This is a genomic window from Kribbella aluminosa (assembly GCF_017876295.1).
Lineage (GTDB): Bacteria > Actinomycetota > Actinomycetes > Propionibacteriales > Kribbellaceae > Kribbella > Kribbella aluminosa.
The window spans coordinates 20,461-34,023 of record NZ_JAGINT010000002.1; the positions used below are offsets into that span (position 1 = coordinate 20,461).

Below are 13,563 nucleotides of genomic sequence, written 5' to 3' on the forward strand. Positions count from 1 at the left end.
TGCTCAACTGGACTGCTCATAGTCGCTATGGTTCGTACCGCGGAACCACGTGAATGTGAGCGTGGCCGACGGTCTGGCCGGCGACATCCCCGATGTTGATCCTGACTGTCCATCCGTCCGGCTGAAATTCGCCTTGCAGATAGGACCGGGCGGAGTCTACCAACGTCCACATCTCAGCTTTGACATCTGCAGGGATCTCGAAGTAGTCGGCGGTGTGTTCGAGCGGGACGACCAGCAGGTGGCCCCGGCTTCTGGGATAGGCGTCGGCGATCACCGCTGCGGAGCCTGAACGTGGCAGGTCGGTTGGTTCGGTCAGCCTCGAGCAGAACGGGCACTGGCAGGTCATCTGGAACCTGCGTGATGCTGTGGAGGGCACTGCCTGGAGGCGGTGGTCTGCAGGCGACGGTGGATCTGCACAAAGACGTGGTGGCTGGAGTCGTACCCGGCGGTGACGTATACCTGTGGCGCAGCAGAGCTCAGGGCTGGCGCGACGATCTCGTCGGGATTGCTCACTGCTTGTGCGGAGCCGCCTTGTGCGTGGATCAAGTCGACGAGGTCAACCGCGGCCGCGGGATGCTCCGCGCCGCCGCAGAGGGTCGAGGCGCCGGCTACCGGCAAGATGTAGACGAAGTCTGCTTGCGCGGCGGCGGTCGCCCAGGACTGGAGGTCGCGCCGGTTACGTCGGCCCCACGGCGAGATCACCGCGGTAATGAGTTGTCGGGGATGACGCTGGCGTAGCGCCTCGAGGAGGCTTTCCAGCTGGACCGGCAGGCGGGCGTTGTCGTCGTACACCGATAGTCCGGGCTCGGAGTGGACTCTGGTCATGCGCCGCTGCGGCAGCCTGGCGGTGGCAAGGCCGGCCCGGATGTCGCTGTCGCTCATCCCGGCGCAGCGGGCCGCGACCACCGCCATCGCGGCCGCAGTCGCAGCATGGTTGCCGGCCAGTGGCACTTCGAAGACATCTCGGCCGGTCGTCGCACCGGTGTGGGACAGAGCGAATCGTGTGACCTCCGGGGTCGCGTTCTCGACGCTGAACTGCCAGTAGGCCTCCCCTGGCGAACCGATGACCTGCGTGGAGACCCCTGACCCGTGGTGTTTCAAGAACGCAGTGCCCAGTGTGTACTTGGCCAGCTCCGCCGCGGCGCTGGCACTGATGACGATGTGATCGAGGCTCTCGACCACTTCCGTCAGGAAGACTCTCAGCGAGACGGCGAACCCTTCGGTGCCGGGCCCGAAATGGTCTTCGTGGTTCGGGGCGATATTGAGGATCATTGCGATCTTCGGCGAAAGCGCCAGGTAGGCGTCTTGGTACTCGCAGGCTTCGGTGATGGCCCAGGGTCCCGTGCCGAGCCGAGCGCCGCACAGTGTGTCGTCGACGTCGGCACCGATATAGCAGGACGGCGTGGTGGGGGCGAACACCGCAGTGGTGATGGCGGCCGCACTGGATTTTCCGACCGATCCGATCACGGCGACTTGGTCTTTGCCGAAGCGTTCGAAGACGTGCTGCACGAACTCTAGCCGTTGCAGCCGGATGGGTTGTCTGCCTGGGGCGGTCGGTCCGGGGGCAGTGCCAGCCGGTCTGGGGAGTTCGACGGTGGTGGAGGCCACGACGGCGTCGGCCTGGTCGGGGATCTGGTTGCTACCGGCCACTATCGTGGCGCCGTGGGCGCGCAGGAGTTCGGTTCGGTGGTTGTCCACGAGGTCGTCCCCGGTCACCTCGTACCCGGATTGGAGGGCGAGCGATGCGGCCGGGGCGATACCTTTGCCTGCTACGCCACTGAAGTGGACCTTGGCGCGGGAGGTCAGCCGAGTCGGCACAGTGAGGTCAGCTCCCCGGTGGCGTGCAGGCGGGTGTAGGTGTCGAGGTCGCTGGTGGTGTCGACCTCAAGCCAGCCTCCGTGAACTGGGACCCCTGCGATGTGCCCGCCAGCGGTGAGCCATCTGTTCAGCCAGGTGGTCATATCCCACAGACCGGGCGAAGGCGCTACGTCGAGGGGTTCGGCACGTAGGGCATCGCGGTAGAGGTTGAAGAACTGCTCTTGTGCGGATCGGTCGATCCTGATGAGGCCCATGAACTGGCCCTGGATGTCGTCGACCGTGGCCGCGGGTTGGCCGATTTCGGTGATTCGCCAGTCTGGGGTCCGGCGCAGTGATTCGGCATCGGCCAGAACGTTGTCCATGCGGTGTTGCCACAGCCGTTGCCAGTCAGTGTTGACCGCGATGGCGATCCCGTCGTGGTCGTGGGAGATGAGCGCCTGCAGGACCCTCGGTTCGAACACGATGTCGCTGTAGGCGACGATGACAGGGCCGGTGAGATGCGGTACGGCCTGCAGGAGGCTGTAGGCGATCCCAGTGGTCTGCCACCAGTCGTTGTGGACAACGTTCAGGTCCTGTGTGGGCAGCCGGTCCGCGCGGTAGCCCGTCACAACGGTCACTCGGTCGATGCCATGGGCACGTAACTGGGTGACGGTCCGGTCGAACAGGGTCCGGCCGCCGAGCTCGACCATCGATTTCGGGAGGTCCTCGGTGGTCGCACCAAGGCGGGAACCGCGTCCCGCGGCCAGGATGATCGCTTCCATCACTGTCCTCCAGCGAGGTGTTGAAGGACCCGGTCGGCGTAGCCGCCGGCAGGTTCTCGTTCGGGGTGCCACATCAGTCCCCACTGCCTTTCGGTTGGGTGAGTGAAGGCCTCGACGGTTCCGTCGTCGGCCTCGGCCAGGACCTTGATCCCGGCCGGAAGTGAACGTTTGGTAATGACCCAGTCGTGGTGGGAGGTGACCTCGAACCTCGCTGGCCAGGTCCAGGGCATCGGTGCGGCGACCGGCATCGTGCGGACGCTGTGCTGGGTGCCGGCGTGACCAGAACGACGGACGAGGTGCGCCCCGAGTCGGGCGGCGAGTAGTTGCGCTCCGCGGCACACCCCCAGTACTGGGATCTGCTGGGCCGCGGCGAGTTCGATCGCGACGAGTTCGGCTTCGTCACGGTGCGGGTATGTGTCGGATGCGTCAGGCAGGGTCGCCAGGTTGTTCCCGCCGGACAGGATCAGCATCCGGATCGGCACCAGCTGGAGGAGGTGCCGGATTGTCGGTGGATGGTTCGGTAGCGGCAGGACGGCCAGTTGCTGCTCGGCCAGTCGCTGGATCCAGCGTTGGTCGAGGTAGTCGCCGGTCTCGCCGCGGTGCGGCACGGTGGTCACCCGTTGGGTGATCGCGACGTAGCGTGGGTTCACGACACGATGTCGATCGTCTGGGAGGCACAGTTGAGGTGCACCGACCGGGCTCGGGTGAGCTGGTCGTAGATGGTCTGTCCGACGCCCATCGCGGCGGGGACGCCAGCCTCGGCGCAGCGAACTGCCAGGTGGGAGTTCGCGCCTCCGTACAGGGTGATGATGCCTCGGACCCGGCGAGAGAACAGCCACTCGAACCCGGGGTCTGCGCTGGTCAGAACCACGATGCCGTCCAGGTCGTCGTCCGGTTGCGGTGCGACTTTGACCAGGCCCGCCGCGGACCCTGTTCCGACGTAGGTGGGCTGTCCGTGGCCGGTGGCGAAGCAGCGGACGTCCAGCGGGTCGGCCATCGTGGCGGGAAGATGGAGCCGCTGGGTGACGGCGTACCGCTCTCGGCGCACCTCCACCCGGTCGCGCAGCTGAGCCGCGGACAGTGACCCGGCCCTCAGGCCACGCACGTCCCTGAGGCGCCAGAACGCGACATCGTCGGGCGTGTGTCCGAGGCTCTCCCCCACCGTTTGCAGGCAGGTCAGGATGTCGCTGATCCAGGCCGACAGTTCGAACTTGCCCAGCTCTCGCGCGGTGATCGCCGACCGGATGAATCCAGTCAAGGCAGTGGCATCGAGGTTCAGTCCGATCCGGGTGAGTGCCGATGTGACGGTCTGCGGATCGGCGGTGAATAGTGGGCTGCTCGGCTGTCCAAGGTCCAGTGCCGTTGCCGCAAGCGGACTCGCGCTGGTCACGAAGGGCCGCAGGTACAGCTCGGGGGCATCCCCGTAGCGCGGCACCGCCGGATCGTAGGTCCCAGGGCGCAGATGCCCGTACGTCTGGACGAAGGTCTCCCAGTCCAGCGTGCCGTCGGCGACCGCAGCGCCGTCGGCACGTAGCTGGGCACTGACCGTGCTGAGCGACTGCATGAACTGTTCGACCGAGGTCGTCGACGCCAGGCCGGCTGTCACCGCGGTTCGGGTGAGCGCCGTCGCAAGGAATGCCGCCCGTGCGGTGTGCGCGAACGGCACCGCGATCGAGGTCTGGATCTCGCGCAGCAGATAGTCGGCCCTGTGTAAGGGGTTGACGAAGCGGTTTCTGCAGGCGATCCGGTGCAGAGCGGCCAGCCCAACCTGCCGCGCGTCTCGGTCGACCCTGCCTAGTCCCGCAGCGGTGATGGCGGTCAGGGCCGCACGCAACTCGGCGCGGTGGGTCTGCAGCAGGCCCGCGGCGGCGGTCAGAGTGTCCAGACGCTCGTCGAGGTCGAAGGTGGTGGCAGTGGTCGCGACGTCGAACTCGATGCGGTCGTGCAGGTGTGGCTCAGCGGCAAGTTGCTCGAGCTGGATTCCGACGATGCGACGCGCGGCCGCAAACGGCAACCGGGCAGGGATGAAGGACAGCAGACTCGCCCGGACATCGATGTATGGCTGGCCAGCGAAGTCGTGGAGGAGCTCGATCCCGCACAGATCGCGGTAGCCGTACTGGGCACGCTGGATCGCCCAGGTGCGGTTGGTGATCACTTCCCGATACAGCGACATCGCGAGCGGGCGGGGTCGCTGGCCGATCATCTCGGCAGGATTCCAGTCGGCCATGTTGCTGAACCACGGCGCCAGGCCCAGCAGTGCCGGCTGTCCATTGCGCCGCTCGGCCTCCAGCCGGTAGGCGCACGTGTCGACTGCTCTGCGAACCGCTCGATCAGCATCTGGGGGCGGCGGCTGGCGCAGGACGAGCGGCCGGACCTGCAGGAGGTGGGTACGGCGGTCAGTATCGAGAAGAAGCTCGAGGTCGAGCTGGTCGCTGCCGGTGGCATTCTCCACCGCTTCGACGGTGCGCATGAGCTGCCGAACCAGCGGCGGACCGATCGTCTCGGGTCGTCCGTGCGCCAGGTACCAGGTCTCGGCCGGGCCACGGCCTGAGGTGATCGCGTCGCTTGTTCCGGAGACCTCGTCGACAGCAAGCACGTAGTAAGGCGCGCCGGTCGCGGCGACTCGAGTGGTGACGACTGCCGCGGCCGATACCGCGGCGATGTATCGCTGGACGAACACGTAGCTGTCGTCGCGGTCGTCGCCGTAGGAACTGAACACCTGGTCGATCGCCGCCTGCAGGACGTCGGGAGCGGCCTGCTCCGGTATCGCGAAGCTGTCGTACTTGCCGGCCGCCGATGAGGTCTCTGTGTCCTCGCCGGTCGCCGAGCTACGTACGATTAACGCGCTGCCCTGATACTCAGCGGCGAGGAAGCCGACTACGATCGGGCCTCTGGTACGCCAGTTCCCACGGGAAATGATGTGGCCGCGATCAATGGTGGCCGACGCGATCAACGGAGCAAGGCGGCGCAGTGTTAACGCCTTGGTGGACAGCAAGTCACCCGTCTTCGCCGTTGAAATCACAAGGCCCCCCCAGTAATTGGCCGGCTGCGAGCAGCGTGGCTCCTCTGCCAACTACCCTGCCCTGCGCGGCCTGCCGCGGCGGGCTTGAGCAGGTCGGTCAGTGTCCGGACTGTGTCGTCGCCATAGTCGGCGAGGTAGCTGAGTAACCGGGCGCAGACGATCGCCTTTTGGAGGGCAGGACTCGGCTCGTGGATTGCTGGAAGGTCGTCTGTGAGGGCGAAGTCCTCGGCGAGGTCTTCAAGCTCGTACGACGTACGGCCAGGGAGCAACGTCTGGGCCAGCGCGCGGGTGTCGATGATCTGCCGTGGCCGGAAGGCCGGCAGCTCGCGTGCCAGAAACTCCAGGTCGGCGTTGGCACTGTGGCTGACCGTCACCATCCCGTTGAGAGCCCCGCACAGCTCAGGGGCGATCTGCGCGGTCGTCGGAGCGGTCGCGAGGTCGGTGCCCAACAGGTGAAGGAAGCTGGTTGTCGATGCCGGCAAAGGCCACATGGGCCTGACGAGCCAAGTCTCGACGACGCCAATTGCTCCGCTTTCAAGGGGAGCAATCGCGATCTCGACCAGGTCAGCATGCTGATGGCCGTTGCCTTCGACATGGACAACGGCGTAGTCGAACGCATCCCACGGGGTCCGTGGCTGAGCCATTCGGGCACTCTCCTGAACGATAGGGAGACGATTGGGACGACGCCGGGAGCTGCACTCCCAGCGATTGGAACGGTGGACGGTCGCAGGGCGGATCCAGTACGACCGCCCACCGGACTTGCAAGGTGCCCCTCAGGCAAGGCGCCAGAGGCTGAGGACACCAGCTGGAGACGGGGCCGGGCACCGGGCCTGAGGAGGTCGCCCGGTGGAGGAGTCGTCCGGCCCCGTCAGATCAAGGTGGTGAAGCTGGGATCAGCACCCGTGCGCGGGTGTAGTGCTCCAGGTGGTCTTTCATCGACTGCGGCCCCAGCGAGGTCAGATGCGTCAGGCTCGGCACAACAACAGCTGTTGCCTCGTAACGATTGACCGACTCCACGAGCGCTTGAAAGGCCGCGGGAGTGGTCTCTACGCGCTCGACATAGATCGTGTTGAGAGCGAACCCCTCAACATCAGCAAATGCTTCAAGCTGCTGCTTTGCGGCATCGAGCTCGGCATCAGTCATCAGCAAATGCATGGGGATATAGCCGAGCAACAACGGCTTCGTGGTGTCGACGTCGCGGCTCATCGGTCCTCGTCCGTCCAGCGCCGGAACTGGTCGTTGAGGCGCTGGAACCACATCGCCAGCCGGACACGCAGCGCCTGGACTGTAGGGAGGCGCCAGCGCGCTGCGATGGCCGTCACGAGCGCGTCACCGGCGGGTCCGCAGGTGCCGCGACGATTGGGTCCGTCGTGACCTTCAAGCACGCGAACCGGCGGCGCATTGCGGCGGCATACCGGTCGGCCAGTGCCTCCTCGGCGGAGTACTGCGCGATCACGTGTTCGCCGAACCACACACGGACGTGGAATCGGGGCAGCGGCTGTGGTGCGCTGATGACGGCGCTCATCAACGGTCCTGGATCTCGCGGACGATGCTTCGCACGATCCACACATAGAGCACAATGGCGATCAGTCCCAGTACATGGAAGCCGGACATCACGGCCTCATCTCCCGGTGTCGGTTGCAGATGGGCCCACGAAGACGGAACCCCTACAGGGGTGGAGATTCCCTTCGCGGTCTTGCTCTTCAACCGTGGCCGAGACCGCGCGCTGTGACTAGCCGCGAGGCGCTGCGGACCTGTTGCGGACCTGAGCGCGGCGCTGCGGACCTGTTGCGGAAGGCCCCGTATTCCTTGACATGACAAGGTCCCTGACACCAAGCCGAGTACCGTTGCCTTTAGCAACAGAAACAGCCCGCCCCGAGCGGGGGCGGGCTGTTAGATGGCTGTGCGGTGTCAGGCGCTGCGGGCCAGGAACTCCCGCGCGGATCGAACCTCGCGATGCGGTTTCAGCTGGGCGCGGAAATCGCTCAGCGCGCTCGCCGGCCGCGCCGAGCCGACGCTGTCGCTCTGGTCGAGAGCTTCCTCAGCGACGGCACAGGCAGAGTCGACATCGCCCAGGCGCAGGTGCGCGTCGGCCGCACGAACTAGGTAGAGAGCGTTGTCGCGGGCATAGCCCTCGGTCGAATACGTACCCTGCCGGGCAGCGGCGAAATGCGTCAGAGCCTGCTGCGGATCCCCCAGCTCAAGAGCAGCTGATGCGGACACCATCTCGATCTCGCCCTCAGAGATCCAATACGACCACGGCGGGTCGTCATCGCTCGGTCCAGCCGCGTAGGCGTCGCGTGCTGCCGACAGTTCGAGTGCGCTCCCCTTGCGGTCCCCGACCTTGGATAGGGCCCGGCCCGCTCTCAGATGGAGCATGGACAAGACACGCGGTGTTGCCCGGCGACGCGCCTGAGTCTGGGCGGTACGGACCAATCCGAGTGCGTCGGTCGGGTTGCCCACGGAGTAGGTCTGGATCGCCATGAAGGCGAGCACGTTCGCGCCTGCCGCGCGATCGCCGGCGGTAGCCGAGGCTCGCAAGGCCGAGATGTAGAACGACTGCGCCGCGGCCTGGCGGCCAGCGTCGAAGTGGAGCCAGCCACAGATCCTCGCTGCCTCGGCCAGGGCCGAGAACAACCGCTGTCCGGTCGCGCTGTCGTACACGGTCTCGTCAGCCAGCTGCGACAACAAGTTGAACTCAGCCACCGCGAGCGACCGAAGTTCGCCTCCGCCAAGGACATCATCCAAGTGCCGAAGGTCGTCCAGGCGCTGCTCGAGCCGAGGAATCAGCAGCGGCGTCAGCCGTTTACGGCCAGCGCCAGCGGCTGCGGTCGGTAAGCCGGTCACGGCCCCGGCCCAGTCAGTGCCAAGAGAGGTCAGCGTCGCACCAGTTGCGATCAGAAATCCACGGCGGTCCATCGGGCCTCCCTGTGCAGAAGCAGCGGTCGAAACCACCGTACCGGCAGGGGTCCATGGAGCACCCAGCACGGCCGCATCAGCATGGAAAGCTTGCTGCACCCAACCCGGCCAGCCGAGTTGCCGGACAGCATCCGCAGGTACGCCGTGCAGATCAGCCATCGCCAACTGGGCCGCCTGATCAGGAGCGTGAATGCCCTTCTCCCACCGGGTCACCTTCTCCCGGCGAATCGCCATCGCCCCGAAGCCGAGCGCCTGGTGGCGCTCGTCGACCATTCGCAGATACTGCGTGGTCGACACGCCGAGCTCTGCACGCAGAACGGCGAGCGGGTGCACGTTCGCCGTCTCACCCATGGATCCGTCCGAGCGGTGCGATCTCGGCAGTAGGTGCGGCCAGAGAGAAGGAGGCTGGCGTTACAGCTGGCGGTCGGGCTACCCCGCTCAGCGCCAGTGGCTCATCATCGGTCAGCGCATGCTGTGCCCGGATCGCTGCGTTGCGTGATCTCCCCATCTTGCGAGGGTAGATCCGGATGACCGACGTGAGGTGGGACGTAGTGTCCTACCTCGATCGCTGCTCAAGCAGGTTCAATCGTGCACATTGAGGCGCTTGGCAAACCCACGCAGGGCCGATCGGCCGTCGCCGTCGAGAAGCTCTGACACGATCCGGCGGGGCAGGCTCTGGTATTTGATCCAGTCCGGGCCGATCCGTTCCGCCGTCAAGAGCGCATCGAGTGCTTTCTGCGGTTCTCCCACCCGCGTGTGCGCCAGCGCCCGGTCTGCCAGGTGGCGGGCTCGCGAGGCCAGCGGTAAGCCGTTGCCGGCGGGCATTGCTCGGGCCGCGACAATCGCTGCGGCGTAGTCCTCGGTGACCACGTTCACGTCGACGGTCTGCATCACGACCTGACTGGGACCAAAGTAAGTCTCGTAGTCGCGTCGGTCTGTGCCAAGCCTTGCCGCGACCTCGCCGGCCGAGAACACCAAGGCGTGAGCTTCCTGGCTTTGCTGAGCACGACCTGCAGCAGTGGCGCCCTGCAGGATCAGGGAGCCGTAGGTCGACAAGTGCGCAGGGCCAACGTCTCCGTGCGGCTCCAGCGATTCCGCGGTCTTGATCGCCAGCGCCAGCGATTCGTCGTAACGGCCCTGTACGAGCAATTGCCATGCCACCGAGCCACGTAGCGTGGCATCGAGCAGTTCGTCGTTGCCCTGCCTCGAGGCCTCCAGTGCATGCCGGATGGCTTGGTATGCCGGATCCGGGTGACCCAGGTGGACCAACGTGCATCCCGCTGCCCAGTAGATCCGTGCCAGTAGCTCGTAGGCCACTGTGCGCTCGTGCGGCGCCGCCGCGTGGGCCGTGGCCCGTAGCTGGGAGATCGCGGTTGGGAGCAGGCTGCCGAGAAGGTCGTACTTGCCGCCCCAGTAGGCACCCCAGGCGTAGTCGACGGTCCGGCGGGCATCAGACACCGCCAGAGTGTCGAACTCGACCAGTGACTCCCCAAGGAGGTCATCCACCGGCGTCAGCGCCCGGCGGATGGCAACGACACCAGAGGTCGGCCCGGCGGCAGCAAGCGCCGCAGGCTCGCTGACCAAGGCGGCAATGTCGACGTCGAGCGCCTGAGCGAGTTTCTGCAGTGTTGCAATGGCTGCTGTCTGCCGGGAGCCCTGTTCAAGCTTGCGGATCACGTCAATGCTGACGCCGGCGGCATCGGCCAACTGCCGTTGGGTGAGCACCTTGCCCCGCAACTCGCGGATCCGCGCCCCGATCGTGCTAGCGGCCATCGCCGAACACCTTCCTCAGCTGGGCCCGTCTCCTCATCACACCGGGCACACCTACGAGAGTAGGCCGTAGGACCGAAACTGGCCGGTCTACCCCTCGTGGCGGGAAACTGAAGGATGCCTCTGGACCGGCGAGGGCCGCTGGAGATTTAACGTCGACCGCGACATCGCCAAGTACGACGACGTAGACACGTTCGAGGAGTACTGGCGAGCGCGCGAGCGTCATTTAGAGGCCTTGCGCGCTTCGGATTCCACGCCGCCACCGTCCTTGGGATCGTTCGTTGTCGGCGGGCCTGTCAGCGTCGCACCGAGCACGCAGGGCGAGACTGGGGCTGCGCCAGAGGTGGCTTCCGAAGGGCCTTTGGTGTTCCTCGGTCTCGTGCTGGCTCCCCTGTTGGCTGTCCTCGCTGTCATCCAGTCGACAAGCTCGGTAGCCGCCCAGATCATTGGAACTGTCCTTGCTGCGGTGATGATCGTCGTGATCTTCGTCTGCCGGGCGAGATGGGCCTGGCGGCGGTCCCGGTACACGCTCCTGGCCATCCTATTTGTCCTTGGAGCAGGTGTGGCCGTCGTGGCGATCGCTGGAAACGCAGCCTCTTAAGCCTTGTCCACCCGACCGATCTGGAAGTGCCTCCGCGGCTAGAGTGCAATCCAGATCGCCGTGCGGTCGCCAGAGCGAAGTGCGTCTAGCCGTTGCCGCAGTGCGGCGGCATGCGGTGGGTTGGATGCTCTGCGCAGCGGGCCGGGCAGTTGCGCGAGGTCGCGCATGCTGAGCAGGGTTTGATAGCCGGACCAGTCACGCAGGTCGTACTTGTAATGCGTGATGAAGTCCTGAATCCAGGACTCGTCCCGGCCGTACCGCACAGCTGCGTGCCAGGTCGGGATCAGATCGACTTCGCGAGGTCCCCAGCTGACCCGATCCCAGTCGCACAAGATTGCCCGAGGCGGGCTGGAGATGGTGTCCCACATGAGGTTGCCGGCCCATGCGTCGCCGTGGATGAGGCCTTCGCCGAGTGGCCAGTCGAGGGCGGAGAGCTCGGCGCGTACGGCGCTGACGCGGTCGGTGATCCACTGGCGTTCTTCGGCCGAGATCGCGTCGCTGCCGGCGGTCGATAGCAGCGCTCGCTCGAGCGATTCGAGTGGGGTCCAGCGCTGCAGCGGAGTGGGCGGCCAGCCGGTGAGGTGAAGGTCGTGCAGCAGTTGGCCAAGGTGGGCAGACGTCAGTGGCTCTCCCTGGCCCGGTGTGGGCTGGGGGTAGTAGGTCCAGAACGTCACGGTGGTGGTCGGGTCGATCTCGACCAGGTCGACGCCGGCGAGCGGCGTGGTGGCTGCGAAGCCGCGCTCTCGGCTGAGCCAGCTCGTCACGATCTGGGTCGCTCGCAGCCTCTCGGGGCTCTCGTTGCCCACGGCGATCCGGGCGATCGCCGGTTCGGCGGGCAGCAGGTACACGGCGTTGCTGTAGTGATGGATGAGTTCGGCGCCAGTGGGGTCGAGCTGACGTTGCTCGCAGGCGGCGCGGAGGGCTTCGTCGAGGGCAGTGACCACGGCGAGCACTCTAGCTAGACGGTGGCTCCGACAAACTCCTGGAACGTGGCTTCCACCCGCTGGACAGCCGGGGCCGCGCTGAACGGGATGAGCTGCCGCCGGACGGCATTGATCGCGGCGAGGCCGCGCGCACTCGTCAGGCCGGCTGCCGCTGGAAGTGCATCGGCGAGGACCTGGCAGGCGCGGTCAACGTCGACGTGCATGACGCCCGTTCGGCGCTTCTGCGGCAGATAGGACGCGGCCAGCGTGGAGGCAGCGAGAACCTCGCGGCGCTGCATGTTCGCCGAGCTCCGCAGCACGGTAGGCGCCTGCTTGTGCACTTCGGAGGTGTGGCCAAGGTCGTGGGCGGAGTACATGAACTCGGCGGCCAGTTGTTCCTCGGTGAAGAACTGGATCCAGAACGGCTCGTCGGCTAGATCGGCTCGAGCCAGCTCGAGCTCGGCGACCCTCATCGCCTCCGCGGTGGCAACCGGGTCGCCGGCCAGTCCATGTGCCCTGGCCTGCAAAGCGCTGCAGCGGGCAGCGGTCGACGGGGAGCCGCAGTCGCGGGCGGTGCGGTGCCCGGCCTGCGCCAGAGCCAGAGCTTCGCCGGGCCGGCCGAGGTCATAGGCCTGCAGGGACATGTCGCCGAGGATGTGGGCACCGAGGGCGCGATCACCGCTGGCCTTGGCCAGGCGCAATGCCTGGATGTAGTACCGCTGCCCCAGCCCCTGGCGCGATGAATCGGCGCACATGAATCCACCCAGATCGCACAGCCGCGCGGCAGCAGTGAACAGCTGCCGCCCGGTCTGGCTGTCGTAGGTGCCGCGGAGCATCGGGGTCACGCGCTCGTTCATGAACTGGATCAGCGTCGAGCGCGCGTAGCCGCCACCGAGGTGATGATCGGCGTCGGCGAACGACCGGCACATCGACCACATCACGTCGACCTCGCTGCGGCCGATACGACGGCCGCCGAGGTGCGAGGCGTCCGTGTCGTTGCCATCTTGGAGCCATCGCCGCGCAGGATCCACGAGCGCGCCGGCGGCCCAGTTGGACTCGATGACCACGTGGTGCCGTTGCTGGTCTGCTCTCCACAGACCAGCAACCGTTCCCACCGTCAGCGCGGGGCTCGAACTCCACTCCAGGCCGAGCCTGGCGTCGAACTCGGGATCCGGCAATACCGCTGCGGCTCGAAGCGCCGACCGGTCCCGGTCGATCCGCAACCAGAGCCGGTGAAATACGCCATTGGTGTCGAGTGCCCGATCGAGCCGATGTGCCATCGCCTCCGACGGCTGCCTCTCGGCCGTCTCGACTCGACGGATCATGTCCGCGGAGTCGTGGGTGATGTCGCCTAGACGCCGCTGCGACAACTTGCGCACCGTGCGCCAGTGGCGCAGCTCCGCACCGAAGAACTGCCGGGCAGACTCCAGCGGAGCAAGGTGTCTCGGCTCCTGAGCCATCCCCGCCTCCTCCTCCCGCTGCGGATGCCGTCACCACGGCGTCACGGACTGTGGTTGAAGGGTTCATAGTCGCACGAGCTCATGCGGACAAGAACTTTGTCCGCATGGGAAAGCTCGACCGGCCGCCAAACCAGCCACAGACTCGGTGACGTAGCGCGACTATTCCCGCTACTCCCGTGATGCCGGGACAACCTCATTTCCTCCGGCGTCACGGAACCAGCCTGATGAGGTGCACGGGGAGTTGACGCGATGAGTGACTGGTTCGCAGCGCTGTACGTCGGCAGGGTCC

Annotated in this window: 12 protein-coding genes; all 12 read right to left on the reverse strand. The window is 66.3% G+C overall.

The genetic code is table 11. The features are described from left to right. Window positions 1-25: 25 nt before the first annotated feature. A complete protein-coding gene (locus JOF29_RS21380) occupies window positions 26-346 on the reverse strand; it encodes an HIT family protein (protein ID WP_245359964.1) in 321 nt (106 codons plus the stop codon). After that, window positions 343-1,818 (reverse strand): glutamate ligase domain-containing protein, encoded by a 1,476-nt coding sequence (locus JOF29_RS21385; protein ID WP_209696275.1) that lies wholly within the window; start codon window positions 1,816-1,818, stop codon window positions 343-345. The genes JOF29_RS21380 and JOF29_RS21385 overlap by 4 nt, the downstream gene beginning before the upstream one ends. Continuing rightward, window positions 1,803-2,579, reverse strand: a complete 777-nt coding sequence (locus JOF29_RS21390) for a phosphocholine cytidylyltransferase family protein (protein ID WP_209696276.1) — start codon at window positions 2,577-2,579, stop codon at window positions 1,803-1,805. The genes JOF29_RS21385 and JOF29_RS21390 overlap by 16 nt, the downstream gene beginning before the upstream one ends. Beyond that, window positions 2,579-3,229, reverse strand: coding sequence for a gamma-glutamyl-gamma-aminobutyrate hydrolase family protein (locus JOF29_RS21395; protein ID WP_209696277.1), 651 nt, complete (start codon window positions 3,227-3,229; stop codon window positions 2,579-2,581). Before JOF29_RS21395 ends, JOF29_RS21390 begins: the two co-directional genes overlap by 1 nt. After that, entirely contained in the window at window positions 3,226-5,652 is a 2,427-nt protein-coding gene (locus JOF29_RS21400; protein WP_209696278.1) for a PEP-utilizing enzyme, read from the reverse strand. The genes JOF29_RS21395 and JOF29_RS21400 overlap by 4 nt, the downstream gene beginning before the upstream one ends. Continuing rightward, on the reverse strand, window positions 5,598-6,245 hold the full coding sequence (locus JOF29_RS21405) for a 3'-5' exonuclease (RefSeq protein WP_209696279.1): 648 nt from the start codon (window positions 6,243-6,245) through the stop codon (window positions 5,598-5,600). The genes JOF29_RS21400 and JOF29_RS21405 overlap by 55 nt, the downstream gene beginning before the upstream one ends. Before the next feature lie 229 nt (window positions 6,246-6,474). Continuing rightward, entirely contained in the window at window positions 6,475-6,807 is a 333-nt protein-coding gene (locus JOF29_RS21410; RefSeq protein WP_209696280.1) for a hypothetical protein, read from the reverse strand. A gap of 112 nt (window positions 6,808-6,919) precedes the next feature. Continuing rightward, on the reverse strand, window positions 6,920-7,126 hold the full coding sequence (locus JOF29_RS21415; RefSeq protein ID WP_209696281.1) for a hypothetical protein: 207 nt from the start codon (window positions 7,124-7,126) through the stop codon (window positions 6,920-6,922). Window positions 7,127-7,512: 386 nt separating this feature from the next. Beyond that, a complete protein-coding gene (locus tag JOF29_RS21420) occupies window positions 7,513-8,871 on the reverse strand; it encodes an NsdA family TPR-like regulatory protein (protein WP_209696282.1) in 1,359 nt (452 codons plus the stop codon). A 231-nt stretch (window positions 8,872-9,102) separates the two neighbouring features. Beyond that, window positions 9,103-10,293 carry a helix-turn-helix domain-containing protein gene (locus JOF29_RS21425; RefSeq protein WP_209696283.1) on the reverse strand — a complete coding sequence of 397 codons (1,191 nt, stop codon included), beginning with the start codon at window positions 10,291-10,293 and terminating at the stop codon, window positions 9,103-9,105. A 636-nt stretch (window positions 10,294-10,929) separates the two neighbouring features. Next, window positions 10,930-11,835: an aminoglycoside phosphotransferase family protein gene (locus tag JOF29_RS21430; protein WP_209696284.1), complete on the reverse strand. Its 906-nt coding sequence runs from the start codon at window positions 11,833-11,835 to the stop codon at window positions 10,930-10,932. Window positions 11,836-11,849: 14 nt separating this feature from the next. Then, window positions 11,850-13,274: a helix-turn-helix domain-containing protein gene (locus JOF29_RS21435; protein ID WP_209696285.1), complete on the reverse strand. Its 1,425-nt coding sequence runs from the start codon at window positions 13,272-13,274 to the stop codon at window positions 11,850-11,852. Window positions 13,275-13,563 lie beyond the last annotated feature (289 nt).